Below are 14687 nucleotides of genomic sequence, written 5' to 3' on the forward strand. Positions count from 1 at the left end.
ACAAAGGCCAACCCAATGAGCAAGCTTGACCGATACGACCTGAGTATTTTGGCGGAATTGCAGCGTGACGCACGGATCTCCAACCAGGAGTTGGCCGAGCGCATCGGCCTGTCGCCTTCGCCCTGCTCGCGCCGGGTCAAGCAATTGGAAGACGACGGCTACATCGCCCGTCAGGTCGCGTTGCTCGACCGCAAGATGCTCGGCCTGAGCCTGACCGCCTACGTGTTGATCGGCATGGACCGGCATACCCCGGAACGTTTCGAAAATTTCGAAGCGGCCATCCGCACCTTGCCCCAGGTGCTGGAATGCAGCCTGGTGACCGGGATGGACGCCGACTATCAATTGAAAGTGGTGGTGCCGGATATGGATCACTATCAGAAACTGCTGCTGGGGCATCTGACCCGGATTGAAGGCGTGACCAGTGTGCGCTCGAGCTTTGTGCTCAACCAAGTCTTGAATAGCACCGAACTGCCCCTGACACACCTGCGCACCTGAGAACACTGAAGTTCAAATGTGGGAGGGGGCTTGCCCCCGATGGCGGTGGATCAGTTGATAATGTACCGACTGACACTCAGCTATCGGGGGCAAGCCCCCTCCCACATTTGGATTGCACTTCGATCCAGGTCAATGTTGTGCCTGTGACGCTGCCGTATACTTCCCGCCTGCCTTAGTAGGAAGCCCCATGAACAACATCGACCCCGCCCTGTTCGAAGAATGGATGATGACCGGCCTGGTCACGATCCTGATTATCTTCATGGGCTTTATCGTCTGGGACCTGGCGAAAAAATCCAAGGCCGGGCGGTTTGGCTCGTTCATTCTGTTTTTCGTGCTGGGCCTGGGCGTGGCCGCGTTCATCATCAAGAGCGTGGTGATCGGCCTGATCGAGTCCGGCGCGTTATAAACGCGGCGGTACTGCCTTCCACTGGCCCTGATCGAGGCCTTCGATAGACCAGTCGCCAATGCGCACGCGCACCAGGCGCAACGTCGGCAAGCCCACCGCAGCGGTCATGCGCCGTACCTGGCGGTTACGCCCTTCACGAATCACCAGCTCCAGCCAATGGGTGGGCACGCTTTTGCGAAAGCGCACGGGCGGGTTGCGTGGCCATAAATCAGGCTCCTCCAACCGGCGGGCCTCAGCGGGCAGGGTCATGCCATCGTTAAGCTCTACGCCGTCGCGCAGACATTGCAGCTGTGCTTCGGTGGGTTCGCCTTCGACCTGCACCCAGTAGGTTTTCGCCAGCTTGTGCCTGGGGTCGGCAATGCGCGCTTGTAGCTGGCCATCGTTGGTCAGCAGCAACAGGCCTTCGCTGTCACGGTCCAGGCGGCCTGCCGGGTAGATACCGGGAATGTCGATGTAGTCCTTGAGGGTCGCGCGCCCGCCTTCGTCACTGAACTGGGTCAGCACATCGAACGGCTTGTTGAACAGGATCAGCTTCGGCTCGGCCGGCGGTGCCTTGGCGACACGGCGCGGGCCCGCATGCGGGGGTTTCACACCAGGGCGGCGCGAATCGGGACGGGTAGGACGGGACATGGCGAAGGAGCATCTAACGGTCAGGACCGACAATGCTAGTGGCCTGACCGCTAAATGACCATCCCCACCGCTTAGCGGAACGGCGGCTCGTCGAAGCTGCGCAGTTTGCGCGAGTGCAGCGCGTTGAGTTCGGTACGCAGCAGGTCGACCGCTTCGATACCGATCTTCAAGTGCTGGCTGACGGCCCGCTCATAGAACGCGTTGGCCGAACCCGGCAACTTGATCTCACTGTGCAGCGGTTTGTCCGACACACACAACAACGTGCCGTACGGCACGCGCAGCCGGTAACCCTGGGCGGCGATGGTGCCGCTTTCCATGTCCACCGCCACGGCGCGGGACAGGTTGATCAGCGGCCGCTCCTGGGCCCAGCGCAGCTCCCAGTTGCGGTCGTCGTAGGTCAACACGGTGCCGGTGCGCAGGCGTTTTTTCAGCTCTTCGCCTTTTTCGCCGGTGACGTTCGCCGCCGCTTGCTGAAGCGCCAGCTGCACCTCGGCCAGGGCCGGGATCGGAATGTTCGGCGGTACCACGCGGTCGAGAATCCCGTCGCGACGCATATAGGCGTGGGCCAGTACGTAGTCGCCGATGGTCTGGGATTGGCGCAGGCCGCCGCAGTGCCCGATCATCAGCCAGCAATGCGGGCGCAGCACCGCCAGGTGGTCGGTGATGTTCTTGGCGTTGGACGGGCCCACGCCGATATTCACCAGGGTCACGCCGTGGCCGTCAGTGGCCTGCAAGTGATAGGCCGGCATCTGATAGCGGTGCCAGACCACGCCTGCGGCAATCGCCGACGCTTCGCCGTGGTCCATGCTCTTGTCGATCACCACGTTGCCCGGCAGCACCATGCGGATAAAACGCGGGTCGCTGCGCAGTTGCTCCAGGCCATGCACGATGAACTGGTCAACGTAGCGATGGTAGTTGGTCAGCAGAATCCACGGCTGCACATGGCGCCAGTCGCTGCCGGTGTAGTGCACCAGGCGGCGCAGGGAAAAGTCCACACGGGCCGCGTCGAACAGGGCCAGGGGCAGCGGGTCGGTGTTTTCCCAGTCATAGAGGCCGTCGGCGATGCCATCGGTAGCGGCCGACAAGTCGGTGCTGGGAAACACGCGGGCCAGGGTCGCGGCGGTCACGCCGGAACCGGCCAGCTCGTCGCCCTGCTCCACCACGTACGGGTACGGAATGTTCTGCTGGCTGACGCCCACTTCCACCGTCACGGTGAAGTCGTGCATCAGCGGCACCAGTTGCTCCAGCAGGTACTTACGGAAGGCCGCCGGATGGGTGACGGTTACGCTGTAGGTACCTGGCAACTGCACCTTGGCATACGCCCGGGTGGTCTGTGGGACTTCGCCGTGGCAGTGGTAAGTCAGGCGCAGTTCCGGATAGCGAAACAGCGCACGTTGTGCGGCGTCGGGTTCGACGCGGTCCTTGAGGTACTGCTTGAGGGCTTGATTGAGCGCGCCAGTCGCACGCTCATGCAGGGCCGCCAGCCGATCCACGGCCTCTTCAGCGGTTTGAACGACAACAAAAGCTTCGGTCACGGTAAGCATCCTGTGTTCTGGACTTGCAGGCCTTTATCTTGCCTGTATCCCTGCCTCACTGAAACACCAGAGTTGGAATGCCCTTTAAAATGTGGGAGGGGGCTTGCTCCCGATAGCGGTGTGACAGTCACTGGATTCTTGGCTGACATACCGCTATCGGGAGCAAGCCCCCTCCCACACTTGACCGCGTTTATTCAAGGAGATAGCGGGGTTGAACGGGCGACAAGGGCCTGCACATCCACCCCGCGCGGCAAGGCACCGTAGACCCGCCCCGATGACTCACCCAACCGACTGGCCACAAACCCATCGCTGACCGCCGCATTCCCGGCCTCCAGCAACAGCTTGGCCTGCAGCGCCAGGGCAATATCCTCGGTAAGTTGACGTGCGCGGTATTGGATATCCTGGGTGTCCATGAACGCTGACTTCAACCCCTCGATATGCCGCGCCAGCCGGGGGTCGCCATGCCCATCGCCCAGTTCGACAAACAACGCCTCCAGCACACCCGGTTCCTTGGACAATGCCCGCAGCACATCCAGGCATTGCACGTTGCCGGAACCTTCCCACGTCGAATTCACCGGCGCCTCACGGTACAGACGCGGCAGGATGCTGTCCTCGACATACCCGGCGCCGCCCATGCATTCGGCGGCTTCATTGATCATGGCCGGTGCGCGTTTGCAGATCCAATACTTGCCCACCGCCGTCACCAGCCGGGCGAATTTGGCTTCCTGTTCATTCCCCAGATGATCCAGCGCCCGCCCCATGCGCAGGCTCAAGGCCAAGGCCGCTTCGCTTTCCAGAGCCAGGTCGGCGAGCACGTTCTGCATCAACGGTTGTTCGCTCAATACGCGGCCGCCGACCGAACGGTGGGCGCAGTGGTGGCTTGCCTGGGTCAAGGCCTGGCGCATCAGCGCGCTGGAACCGACCATGCAATCGAAGCGGGTCATGGCGACCATCTCAATGATGGTCGGCACGCCGCGCCCCTCTTCACCGATCATCCAGGCCAGGGCGCCACGGAACTCCACTTCGCTGGAAGCGTTGGAGCAGTTGCCGAGTTTGTTCTTCAACCGCTGGATGTAGAACTCGTTGCGCGTGTCATCCGGGCGATGCCGGGGCAGCAGGAAACAGGTCAGGCCCTTGTCAGTCTGAGCCAGGGTGAGGAAGGCGTCGCACATGGGCGCGGAGCAGAACCATTTGTGGCCGACCAATTCGTAGGCCTGCCCCGGCCCACCCGCGCCCACCGCGTAGGCGCGGGTGGTGTTGGCGCGCACGTCAGTGCCGCCCTGTTTTTCGGTCATGGCCATGCCGATTGTGGCACCGGCCTTGTGGGCGATGCCGACGTTGCGCGGGTCGTATTGGGTACTGAGGATCTTCGGCAGCCAGAGTTCCGCCAGCTCCGGTTGCAAGCGCAGGGCCGGGACGCAGGCGAACGTCATGGTCAGCGGGCAACCGGTGCCCGCTTCGGCCTGGCTATGCAGGTAAGTCATCGCCGCGCGCGCCACGTGGGCGCCGGATTGCGGATGGGCCCACGGCAGCGACGGCAGGCCGTGCTCGACGGCGGTGCGCATCAGTTCGTGGTAGGCGGGGTGAAACTCCACCAAGTCAATTCGATGACCATACCGGTCATGGCTGCTGAACACCGGCTTGTGCTGGTTGGCCAGGAAGCCGGCCTCCATCAACGGCCCGCCGGCCAGGGCACCATAGGCATCGATGCGCGACTCGGCCCAGCCGGCGCCAAAGCGACGCGCCCACTCTTGCAGGGGCAGGTCGATGCGGTACAGGTTGGTACCGTCCAAAGACGGTGGCTGGTTGGTGACGTCGTGGGTTTCGGCAAACCGGTGCAGGTTCATGACGGGCCTCTTGGAAAAAGGCCACGTGACATTGAGGCCTTGATTTCAGTTAAGCACCGACCCAGGCCTTAAAAAAGTGGCATACGCGCCGAATGTTCGGCGCTTTCGCCCTCTGGTGGACACAGCACGAGCCGCTCCAGCGTCGCCTGCAAAGCCTCGAAACGTACTGGCTTGGCCAAGTGATCGTTCATGCCGATGCCATGGCAGCGCTCACGGTCCGCGACATTGAGCGCGCTGCTCAGGCCGATCACCGGTAACTCACCGCCGCCCGGCAAGGCACGAATCTGACAGCACAATGAGAAGCCGCCCTCAGGCACATCCAGCACCACCGCGTCGAACCTGTGCTCCTGCAACGCCGCCAATGCCGCCGGGCCGCCATCCACGGCCTTGACCCGATAACCCAGCTTGAGCAGCATGCCGCGCACCGCCAATTGCGCCACGCTGTTGTCATCCACCAACAATACCGTGCAATCCTGCGGCGCGCGTTGTGCAGGCCGCAACTGTGCGGCGGGCTTGGGCTCGGGCGGCACCGGCTTGACGTCCATTTCCAGCTGGAAGCGACTGCCCTTGCGCGGCTCCGAATGATGGGTGAGGCGACCGCCCATCAGCTCGATCAACTGCCGGCAAATTGCCAGGCCAATGCCCAGGCCGCCGTATTCGCGGGTCATCGAGCCATCGAGCTGGAAGAAGCGCTGGTACAGCGTGGCCTCGTCGAGAAAGGCGAAGCCGATACCGGTATCGGTCACGATAAAGCTCAGGCGCAATCCGCCATCCGCCTGGGGGACGCCCACCACGCGTAAGCGCACCGCGCCGTCGTGGGTGAATTTGAATGCGTTGTCCAGCAGGCAATCCAGGCACTGGATCAGTTTGTCGGCGTCGCCGATCACGCGGTCCGGCACGGCATCGGCGACGTCAATGGAAAACGCCAGGCCCTTGGCCTGGGCGCTGGCCGCGAACTGTTGCCGCACGGTTTCCAGCACGCCGCGCAGACCGAACACCTGCGGGCGGGCAGCCAGGCGGCCGGCCTGCAACTCGGTCAGGGTGAGAATGCCGTTGACCATGCGCATCATGTCCCGCGCCGAACCGGCGGCGGTTTGCTGGTACTGCGCCAGGTCATCGTCCAGGGACACGGTTTGCATCAGTTCAAGGGAGCCGATCACGCCGTTCATCGGCGTGCGTAATTCATGGGTCAAAGTAGCAAGGAATTCATCCTTGAGCCGATTGCTGCGGGCCAATTGCTGGTTGAGCACTTCGAGTTTTTGGCTGGCGTCGAACAGGATCTGCGCCTGCTGCTCGCGCATGCCGTTGATGCGGTCGGCCAGGGCCAGGGACAGCAGCGCAACTTCGATGGCCGAGCCGATCTGGCTGGCATACATCGTGAGGAATACGTTGGGCAAGTAGCCCAGCACCATCAGCGTGTTGACTACCCCGCCGAGTAAAAACGCCGACCAGGCAATGATGAAATAGCGCGCCATGCGCTGGCCGCAATACCAGGCCTTGATTGCAGCAATGAAGATGGTCACGGTAAACACCAGGGCCAGGCCGGTGGCCAGGCGCAGGGCCACCGCGTAACTGGTCAACAGCGCCAGCGCCATAACCAACCCGCCACAGGCCGCCAGCGCCAGCAAGATACGGTCGAGCCAGCGGCTGTGTTGCGCGGTGTGCAGGAAGCTGCGCGCGAACAGGCTACCGAACAAGGCCGCCGAGCCGATCAGAAACGGCACCGCCGCGTTCGCCCACCACGGGTTGTTCGGCCAGAAGTACTCCACGGCCACGCCATTGACCGACAACTGGTACAGGCCGAACGAGGCAATGTAGAGGATGTAATACAGGTAGCTGGTGTCGCGCACGCTCAAATAAATGAACAGGTTGTAGACCAGCATACCCAGCAACACGCCGTAGATAGCGCCCAGCACATACAGGCGCAGCGGCTGTTCTTCCATATAGGCCGTGCCTGCCCAGAGGGTCAACGGCGCCTGGATCGAGCCTTGGCTCTGCAGGCGCAGGTAGATCGTCTGCTGCTGGCCGGGCAGGAAATTGAGCTTGAACAGGTAGTTGGCCTGGCGCACTTCACGGCTGGAAAACGGTAACGCGCTGCCGGTGCGAGTGGTGAGCCGATAGCTGCCGGTGCCGTCGTTCTGGTAAAGCTCGAGGCGATTGAGTGGCGGGTAAGCCAGCTCCACAAACCATGTCCGCGGGGAGCGGGGGTCAACGGCGGTGTAATGCAGGTTGACCTTTAACCAGAACACCGAGTGCGAATAACCGGCATTGAGGGTGGGTGTGTCATGGGGTTTGAATTGAGCGGCGTAGGCAGGGGAACTGACGTCGGCGATGGTGAGGGTGCCGGTCGGGTCTTCGAGCACTTGCATGACCCGGCCCAGTGGCAGGCTTCGGGTGCTCTGATTGAACTCGGCGGCGCCGGCCAGCAGCGGCAGCCCGCACAATAATAAAATCAGCAAATAGCGCATAGAGCCCCAGCGTGGCCTGTCCGGTTATGGCAAAAAGCTCCCCCGTTCCTTTTGAGAAGACGTACACCGGCAATACAGTAAGTTGTTTGGATCCACTTTAGCATAGGCGGTAAAGGCCATTGGACACCATGGTAACTATTTTTCAGATGGCCCTGGGACGAGGCTTTAAGCGTATTTGCAGAGGATGTTCAGCCACCCCGAAAGCGTCACCCCAGGGCAACATTCCCTCATCGCCGGACGGCCACGCAAAAAGCGTTTGGTGGTAAGCTCGCGCACCATGAATATCTACAGCTCTCGCCCCGTTGTTCTCTGCCTCTCCGGCCATGATCCCAGTGGTGGCGCCGGCTTGCAGGCCGATATCGAAGCCCTGCTTGCCCAGGGCTGCCACGCCGCTGCGGCCGTCACCGCGCTGACCGTGCAAAACACCGTCAATGTCAGTGACTTTCGCGTGCTCGACCGCGAGTGGGTGCTGGCCCAGGCCAACGCGGTGCTCAGCGATTCCGAAGTCGCCGCGGTCAAGCTGGGCATGCTCGGTTCCACTGCGATGGTCGACACCGTGGTCGAATTACTGCAGGCGCACCCGCACCTGCCGGTGGTGTGCGACCCGGTACTGCGCGCCGGTGGCGGTGGCAGCCTGGGCAAGGATGAAGTCGGTTATGCGATGCGCGAGCGGCTGCTGCCCCTGGCGCTGATCGCCACGCCCAACCTGCCCGAAGCCCGCATCCTGGCCGAATTGCCTGACGGCAGCGCCGACGAATGCGCCGAGAAGCTGTTGCCCTACATCAAGCATCTGCTGATCACCGGCGGCCACGGCGACGAGCACGAAGTGCACAATCGCCTGTACAGCCGCGATGGCAGCCGCCATACCTACACGTGCCAGCGTTTACCCGGCAGTTATCACGGCTCGGGGTGCACGCTGGCCAGTGCGCTGACGGGGCGGCTCGCCCAGGGCGAAGGCCTGGCCAGCGCCGTACAGTCGGCGCTCAACTACACCTGGCGCACCCTGCGCGATGCCGACCGACTCGGCCAGGGCCAGTTCGTACCGCGTCGTTTACCACTGGATTTCTGCTCGTAGTTCACCTTTCATCATCACTTACCGCTCGTCACAGCAAGGGGCTTGCCCGATGAAACTACGTGGCCTTTACGCCATTACCGACAGCCAACTGTTGGCCGGCAAATTCCTCGCCTACGTCGAAGCGGCGTTGGACGGCGGCGTGACATTGCTGCAGTACCGCGACAAAAGCAGCGACGAAGCGCGCCGCCTGCGTGAAGCCGAGAAACTGCGGGAACTGTGCTCGCGCTACAAGACCCACCTGATCATCAACGATGACGCCGAACTGGCCGCGCGCCTGGGCGTGGGTGTGCACCTGGGCCAGACCGATGGCCCGCTGACCCCGGCGCGAGCGCTGCTCGGCTCCAAGGCGATCATCGGCGCAACGTGCCACAGCCAGATCGAGCTGGCCGAACAGGCCGCCCGGGAGGGCGCCAGTTATGTCGCCTTTGGCCGCTTCTTCAATTCCACCACCAAGCCCGGCGCACCGGCCGCCAGCCTTGAAATGCTGGCCGAGGCGCGCCAACGCCTGCACCTGCCGATCTGCGTGATCGGCGGCGTCACCCTGGAAAACGCCGAGCCGCTGGTGGCCCACGGCGCCGACTTGCTCGCCGTGGTGCACGGCCTGTTCGGCGCCGACAGCACCCAGGAAGTCACGCGCCGCGCCCGTGCGTTCAACGATATTCTTAAATCTTCAGTGTAGAGAGCCCGATCATGTCCCGTTCCGAAACCCTGTTTGCCAATGCCCAGAAACACATCCCCGGCGGTGTGAACTCCCCCGTGCGTGCGTTCAAGAGCGTGGGCGGCACGCCGTTGTTCTTCAAGCATGCCGAAGGCGCCTATGTCACCGACGAAGATGACAAGCGCTACGTCGACTACGTCGGCTCTTGGGGCCCGATGATCCTCGGTCACAGCCACCCGGACGTGCTGGACGCCGTACGCCAGCAGTTGCAGCATGGTTTGTCCTACGGTGCCCCAACCGCGATGGAAACCGAGATGGCCGACCTGGTCTGCTCGATCGTGCCGTCGATGGAAATGGTGCGCATGGTCAGCTCCGGCACCGAGGCCACCATGAGCGCAATCCGTCTGGCCCGTGGTTTCACCGGTCGCGACAGCATCATCAAATTCGAAGGTTGCTACCACGGCCATTCCGACAGCCTGCTGGTAAAAGCCGGTTCCGGCGCGCTGACCCAGGGCGTACCGAGTTCGGCCGGCGTACCGGCGGCGTTCGCCAAACACACCCTGACCCTACCGTTCAACGACATCGCCGCGGTCGAGCAGATGCTCGGTGAAGTCGGCCAGGACGTGGCGTGCATCATCGTCGAGCCGGTCGCCGGCAACATGAACTGCGTACCACCGGCCCCAGGCTTCCTCGAAGGCCTGCGCGAGCAGTGCGACAAACACGGCGTGGTGCTGATTTTTGACGAAGTGATGACCGGCTTCCGTGTCGCCCTCGGTGGCGCCCAGGCGCATTACGGCGTAACGCCAGACCTGAGTACCTTCGGCAAGATCATCGGTGGCGGCATGCCAGTGGGCTGCTTCGGCGGCAAGCGCGAGATCATGCAGCACATCGCCCCACTGGGCCCGGTCTACCAGGCCGGCACGCTGTCCGGTAATCCGCTGGCGATGGCCGCCGGCCTGACCACCCTTCGCCTGATCAGCCGCCCAGGCTTCCACGCCGAGCTGACCGACTACACCACCCGCCTGCTGGACGGCCTGCAAGTGCGGGCCGACGCTGCCGGCATCCCGTTTGTCACCACCCAGGCCGGCGGCATGTTTGGCCTGTACTTCAGCGGCGCCGACGACATCGTCACCTTCGATGACGTGATGGGCAGCGACGCGGACTTGTTCAAGCGCTTCTTCCACCTGATGCTCGAAGGCGGTGTGTACCTGGCGCCCAGTGCGTTTGAAGCCGGCTTCACCTCGATCGCCCACGGCGACGCCGAGCTGAAGCTGACCCTGGACGCTGCCGAGCGCGCCTTTGCGGCCCTGAAATAAGTGACGGCATCCTCTGACGTTGCCCGTGCCAACGTCAGATTTGCTACTTTGCTTACAGCCATTTCTCGCTTTTTTCGAGAATTGCCCTGCAATCCGGCAGATAACTTGCCCAAGCAGCAGAAAAACGAGTAAAGACTTTGTAAGCAGAGGCCTGCTTATTTCATAATGCGCGCTTATTGGACCCCGCGAGGGTCCGCGCGCCCCGTCAGAGGTAAGTCGATTCCCATGAAACGCACCGGCCGCACCCTGGTTCTGGGCTGCCTGTTGCTCCTTCAGCCGCTGCTGGCGCATGCACAAGCAGGCGGCAACTCGTTGTTAATCCCAGCGATGGGTCGTTGCACCCTCAATACCCAGCCCGACACCCAGGCCGAAGCCCTGAGCGCGTGCCAGAAACAGGCTGATGAAGGGGATGCGCAAGCGCAATACGAGTTGGGCGAGTACTACCACGACAGCAAGAACCCGGCCGTCGACCTCAACAAAGCGTTGAGCTATTTCGAGAAGGCTTCGCTGCAGGGCCACGCCCAGGCGCAATTCCAGCTGGGCAACATGTTTTTCCGTGGCGAAGGTGTACCGGCCAATAACGTCCAGGCCTACATCGTGCTGAAAATGGCGGCGGTCAACGGTGCTGAAGACGCGCTGGACACCGCCGACGAAGTGGCCGAGCACATGCAGCGTGATGAACTGGAAGTAGCGACCCAGGTGCTGGGGCAGATTTTCCGCAACTACCTGCAGGAATTGCAGAGCGCCGATGGGCGTTCGCCCTTTTCACCCCTTCCCTGATTCAGCGTTGCCTTACTTCTCAGGCATTGGCATCGGAAACGGCATCACATTGCTGGTGCCCCGCGCCTCGCTGATCTTCGGCGTGCCCAGGCGCTCGACTTCGTCGATGCGCACAATCGAATGCATCGGCACAAAACTGCGCACCACGCCTTCGAACTGGGCCTTGAGCTTTTCCTCGCCTGGATCGACGACCAGCTGCGTGCGCTCGCCAAAGACGAACTCTTCCACTTCCAGGAAGCCCCACAGATCACTTTGATAGATCTGCTTGGCGTACATTTCGAACACCTGGCCCTGGTTAAGGAAAATCACCTTGTAGATTGGAGCTTCACGTTTGGTCATGGGGGGCGGGTAGCACATCGGCGGATATAAATGAGGGCGCGAACTATAGCATGGCACCCGATGCACAGTGCTAGGAACCAATGGACATGCCGCCTATAATGCGCGGTTCTTTACCACCAGTTGACGATTCCCATGGCCAAGAAGCTTTACATCGAAACCCACGGTTGCCAGATGAACGAGTACGACAGCTCGCGCATGGTCGATCTGCTGGGTGAACATCAGGCCCTGGAAGTCACGGCTCGCGCCGAAGATGCTGACGTGATCCTGCTCAATACCTGCTCGATCCGCGAACGGGCCCAAGACCGCGTCTACTCGCAGCTGGGCCGCTGGCGCGAATTAAAACTGGCCAACCCGGACATGGTGATCGCCGTTGGCGGTTGCGTGGCCAGTCAGGAAGGCGCGGCCATTCGTGACCGCGCGCCCTATGTCGACGTGGTCTTCGGCCCGCAGACCCTGCACCGCCTGCCGGAAATGATCGATGCCGCACGCGCCACCAAGCTGCCGCAAGTGGACGTGTCGTTCCCCGAAATCGAAAAATTCGACCATCTGCCCGAGCCGCGCATCGACGGGCCAAGCGCCTATGTATCGGTGATGGAAGGCTGCAGCAAGTACTGCACCTTCTGTGTAGTGCCCTACACCCGTGGCGAAGAAGTCAGCCGGCCGTTTGACGACGTGCTGGCGGAAATCATCCACCTGGCCGAAAACGGCGTGCGTGAAGTGACTCTGCTGGGGCAGAACGTCAACGGCTACCGCGGCCAGACCCACGATGGGCGCCTGGCTGACCTGGCGGAGCTGATTCGCGTAGTCGCCGCCGTCGATGGCATCGAGCGCATCCGCTACACCACCTCGCACCCGCTGGAGTTCTCCGACAGCCTGATCCAGGCCCACGCCGACGTGCCGGAGCTGGTCAAACACCTGCATTTGCCGGTGCAATCGGGCTCAGACCGCATCCTGTCGGCAATGAAGCGCAACCACACGGTCCTGGAGTACAAGTCCAAGCTGCGCAAACTGCGCGCCGCCGTGCCGGGCATCTGCATCAGTTCGGACTTTATCGTCGGCTTCCCTGGCGAGACCGAGAAGGACTTCCAGCAGACCATGAAGCTGATCGAGGACGTGGGTTTCGACTTCTCCTACTCGTTCGTCTACAGCCAACGCCCCGGCACCCCAGCGGCCGACCTGCTGGACGAAACCCCGGAAGCGTTGAAAAAGGAGCGCTTGAATGCGCTGCAACATCGGCTGAATCAGCAGGGTTTCGAGATCAGCCGACAAATGGTCGGTTCGATCCAGCGCATCCTGGTAACCGATTACTCGAAGAAAGACCCCGGCGAATTGCAGGGCCGCACCGAGAACAATCGCATCGTCAACTTCCGCTGCGACAACCCGACCCTGATCGGCCAGTTTGCCGATGTGCACATTGATGCGGCGCAACCGCACTCGTTGCGCGGCTCGTTGATCCAGTAATTCCCCGATCAACACATACCCAATGTGGGAGGGGGCTTGCTCCCGATGGCGGAGTGTCAGCCACCGCATATACTGGCTGATACACCGCTATCGGGGGCAAGCCCCCTCCCACACTGGAATTACGCCGGATAAGTGCTTTCGCACACCGGCGCGTGGCGTTATTCTCTCTTTCACCTCAACAGCCAAAGGGCGGCTAAAAGCGACCTTGAACGCACCTACAGTAGAACCCCATCGTTTTCTCCTCGAGCCGTTTGAGGCTCGCCGTTTCGCCAACCTGTGCGGACAGTTCGACGAGCACCTGCGGCTGATCGAACAACGCCTGAGCATCGAAATCCGCAACCGCGGCAATCAATTCGAGCTCATTGGTGAACCTCAACACACCACGTCTGCGGAAAACCTGCTGCGCCGTCTCTACCGCGAAACCAAGGGCAGTGAGCTGTCGCCGGAAACGGTGCACCTGTACCTGCAGGAATCCGCCGTGGAAGACCTGGCCAACAACCCGGTGGCCGAAGCCAGCGTGGCCCTGCGTACCAAAAAAGGCATGATTCGCCCACGCGGCTTGAATCAGCAGAAGTACGTCAAGGAAATCCTCGGCAACGATATCAACTTCGGCATCGGCCCGGCCGGTACCGGCAAGACCTACCTGGCCGTGGCCTGTGCGGTGGATGCCCTGGAGCGCGAACAGGTTCGCCGCATCCTGCTGGTGCGCCCGGCCGTCGAGGCGGGCGAAAAGCTCGGCTTCCTGCCCGGCGACCTGGCCCAGAAGATCGACCCGTACCTGCGCCCGCTCTACGACGCGCTCTACGAAATGCTTGGCTTTGAATACGTGGCCAAGCTGATCGAACGCCAGGTGATCGAAATCGCGCCACTGGCCTACATGCGCGGTCGCACCTTGAACAACAGCTTCATCATTCTCGACGAAAGCCAGAACACCACGGTCGAGCAGATGAAGATGTTCCTCACCCGTATCGGTTTCGGCTCCACGGCCGTGATCACCGGTGATATCACCCAGGTCGACCTGCCCAAGGGCACCAAGTCGGGCCTGGGCCAGGTGATCGAAGTGCTCAAGGATGTGCCTGGTATCAGCTTTACGCATTTCATGCCCAAGGACGTGGTGCGCCACCCGCTGGTGCAGCGCATTGTCGAGGCCTACGAGCGCTTCGAACACCGCGACGACGGCCTGTCCAAGGACGTGCGCCGCGATGCTTGAGCTTGACCTGCAACTGGCCACCGAAGCGGCCGCGCCCAGCGAAGCACAGTTCCGTCAGTGGTGTGAGCTGGCCCTGCGCCAGCGCACCGCCGATTCGGAGCTGACCATCCGTCTGGTGGACGAGCCCGAAGGCCGTGAGCTGAATCACACCTGGCGCCAGAAAGACTACGCGACCAACGTGCTGTCTTTCCCCGCCGACGTGCCCGACGAGTTTCTGGATATCCCGCTGCTGGGCGACCTGGTGATTTGTGTCGCGGTGGTCGAGCGCGAGGCGCGGGAGCAAGAAAAGGAACTTGAGGCCCACTGGGCCCATCTAGTCATCCACGGCTGCCTGCATCTCTTGGGTTACGACCATATAGACGATGACGAAGCCCTGGAAATGGAAGCACTGGAACGAACGTTGCTTGCAGAACTGGGTCATCGCGACCCGTATGCCGACGACGAAAACCAATCGACACTCAACTGAA

General features: G+C 62.0%; 14 protein-coding genes. 9 read left to right on the forward strand and 5 right to left on the reverse strand.

Annotated elements, in window-relative coordinates; translation table 11 throughout:
* Window positions 1-15 precede the first annotated feature (15 nt).
* Together C4J89_RS23165 and C4J89_RS23170 are read left to right on the forward strand one after the other, a co-directional pair.
* Window positions 16-495 (forward strand): Lrp/AsnC family transcriptional regulator, encoded by a 480-nt coding sequence (locus C4J89_RS23165; RefSeq protein WP_003194418.1) that lies wholly within the window; start codon window positions 16-18, stop codon window positions 493-495.
* Window positions 496-691: 196 nt separating this feature from the next.
* Window positions 692-901 carry a DUF2788 domain-containing protein gene (locus C4J89_RS23170; protein WP_025999909.1) on the forward strand — a complete coding sequence of 70 codons (210 nt, stop codon included), beginning with the start codon at window positions 692-694 and terminating at the stop codon, window positions 899-901.
* On the opposite strand, the gene C4J89_RS23175 is transcribed toward C4J89_RS23170, so the two are convergent.
* From C4J89_RS23175 to C4J89_RS23190, 4 genes are all read right to left on the reverse strand, one after another.
* Entirely contained in the window at window positions 896-1531 is a 636-nt protein-coding gene (locus tag C4J89_RS23175; RefSeq protein WP_124415669.1) for a pseudouridine synthase, read from the reverse strand. The genes C4J89_RS23170 and C4J89_RS23175 overlap by 6 nt on opposite strands.
* A 71-nt stretch (window positions 1532-1602) precedes the next feature.
* Window positions 1603-3075, reverse strand: coding sequence for an AMP nucleosidase (gene amn, locus C4J89_RS23180; RefSeq protein WP_164484569.1), 1473 nt, complete (start codon window positions 3073-3075; stop codon window positions 1603-1605).
* A 185-nt stretch (window positions 3076-3260) separates the two neighbouring features.
* On the reverse strand, window positions 3261-4913 hold the full coding sequence (locus tag C4J89_RS23185) for an acyl-CoA dehydrogenase family protein (RefSeq protein WP_124415670.1): 1653 nt from the start codon (window positions 4911-4913) through the stop codon (window positions 3261-3263).
* Window positions 4914-4981: 68 nt separating this feature from the next.
* Window positions 4982-7381, reverse strand: a complete 2400-nt coding sequence (locus tag C4J89_RS23190; protein ID WP_124415671.1) for a 7TM diverse intracellular signaling domain-containing protein — start codon at window positions 7379-7381, stop codon at window positions 4982-4984.
* Between the two features lie 277 nt (window positions 7382-7658).
* Here C4J89_RS23190 and C4J89_RS23195 point away from each other — a divergent pair, with 277 nt between their 5' ends.
* The 4 genes from C4J89_RS23195 (at window position 7659) to C4J89_RS23210 (ending at window position 11210) form a co-directional block, all read left to right on the forward strand.
* Window positions 7659-8456: a hydroxymethylpyrimidine/phosphomethylpyrimidine kinase gene (locus C4J89_RS23195; protein ID WP_124415672.1), complete on the forward strand. Its 798-nt coding sequence runs from the start codon at window positions 7659-7661 to the stop codon at window positions 8454-8456.
* A gap of 49 nt (window positions 8457-8505) precedes the next feature.
* Window positions 8506-9135 (forward strand): thiamine phosphate synthase, encoded by a 630-nt coding sequence (gene thiE, locus C4J89_RS23200; RefSeq protein WP_124415673.1) that lies wholly within the window; start codon window positions 8506-8508, stop codon window positions 9133-9135.
* A gap of 11 nt (window positions 9136-9146) precedes the next feature.
* Window positions 9147-10430 (forward strand): glutamate-1-semialdehyde 2,1-aminomutase, encoded by a 1284-nt coding sequence (gene hemL / locus C4J89_RS23205; RefSeq protein WP_124364539.1) that lies wholly within the window; start codon window positions 9147-9149, stop codon window positions 10428-10430.
* Between the two features lie 225 nt (window positions 10431-10655).
* Window positions 10656-11210, forward strand: coding sequence for a tetratricopeptide repeat protein (locus tag C4J89_RS23210; RefSeq protein WP_057724919.1), 555 nt, complete (start codon window positions 10656-10658; stop codon window positions 11208-11210).
* Window positions 11211-11222: 12 nt separating this feature from the next.
* Here C4J89_RS23210 and C4J89_RS23215 read toward each other — a convergent pair whose 3' ends face one another.
* Window positions 11223-11549, reverse strand: a complete 327-nt coding sequence (locus C4J89_RS23215) for a DUF1820 family protein (RefSeq protein WP_003194436.1) — start codon at window positions 11547-11549, stop codon at window positions 11223-11225.
* A gap of 132 nt (window positions 11550-11681) precedes the next feature.
* Here C4J89_RS23215 and miaB point away from each other — a divergent pair, with 132 nt between their 5' ends.
* From miaB to ybeY, 3 genes are all read left to right on the forward strand, one after another.
* A complete protein-coding gene (gene miaB, locus C4J89_RS23220) occupies window positions 11682-13010 on the forward strand; it encodes a tRNA (N6-isopentenyl adenosine(37)-C2)-methylthiotransferase MiaB (protein WP_124415674.1) in 1329 nt (442 codons plus the stop codon).
* A gap of 205 nt (window positions 13011-13215) precedes the next feature.
* Window positions 13216-14220, forward strand: coding sequence for a PhoH family protein (locus C4J89_RS23225; RefSeq protein WP_124364541.1), 1005 nt, complete (start codon window positions 13216-13218; stop codon window positions 14218-14220).
* On the forward strand, window positions 14213-14686 hold the full coding sequence (gene ybeY, locus C4J89_RS23230; protein ID WP_124364542.1) for an rRNA maturation RNase YbeY: 474 nt from the start codon (window positions 14213-14215) through the stop codon (window positions 14684-14686). The genes C4J89_RS23225 and ybeY overlap by 8 nt, the downstream gene beginning before the upstream one ends.
* Window position 14687: the final 1 nt, after the last annotated feature.

Origin of the sequence: Pseudomonas sp. R4-35-07, from assembly GCF_003852235.1 — a bacterium.
Taxonomy (GTDB): domain Bacteria; phylum Pseudomonadota; class Gammaproteobacteria; order Pseudomonadales; family Pseudomonadaceae; genus Aquipseudomonas.

Coding starts and splice junctions, on each gene's coding strand:
- C4J89_RS23165 (WP_003194418.1), top strand. CDS start 16: ATGAGCAAGCTTGACCGATACGACCTGAGTATTTTGGCGGAATTGCAG.
- C4J89_RS23175 (WP_124415669.1), bottom strand. CDS start 1,531: ATGTCCCGTCCTACCCGTCCCGATTCGCGCCGCCCTGGTGTGAAACCC.
- amn (WP_164484569.1), bottom strand. CDS start 3,075: ATGCTTACCGTGACCGAAGCTTTTGTTGTCGTTCAAACCGCTGAAGAG.
- C4J89_RS23185 (WP_124415670.1), bottom strand. CDS start 4,913: ATGAACCTGCACCGGTTTGCCGAAACCCACGACGTCACCAACCAGCCA.
- C4J89_RS23190 (WP_124415671.1), bottom strand. CDS start 7,381: ATGCGCTATTTGCTGATTTTATTATTGTGCGGGCTGCCGCTGCTGGCC.
- C4J89_RS23195 (WP_124415672.1), top strand. CDS start 7,659: ATGAATATCTACAGCTCTCGCCCCGTTGTTCTCTGCCTCTCCGGCCAT.
- thiE (WP_124415673.1), top strand. CDS start 8,506: ATGAAACTACGTGGCCTTTACGCCATTACCGACAGCCAACTGTTGGCC.
- hemL (WP_124364539.1), top strand. CDS start 9,147: ATGTCCCGTTCCGAAACCCTGTTTGCCAATGCCCAGAAACACATCCCC.
- C4J89_RS23210 (WP_057724919.1), top strand. CDS start 10,656: ATGAAACGCACCGGCCGCACCCTGGTTCTGGGCTGCCTGTTGCTCCTT.
- C4J89_RS23215 (WP_003194436.1), bottom strand. CDS start 11,549: ATGACCAAACGTGAAGCTCCAATCTACAAGGTGATTTTCCTTAACCAG.
- miaB (WP_124415674.1), top strand. CDS start 11,682: ATGGCCAAGAAGCTTTACATCGAAACCCACGGTTGCCAGATGAACGAG.
- ybeY (WP_124364542.1), top strand. CDS start 14,213: ATGCTTGAGCTTGACCTGCAACTGGCCACCGAAGCGGCCGCGCCCAGC.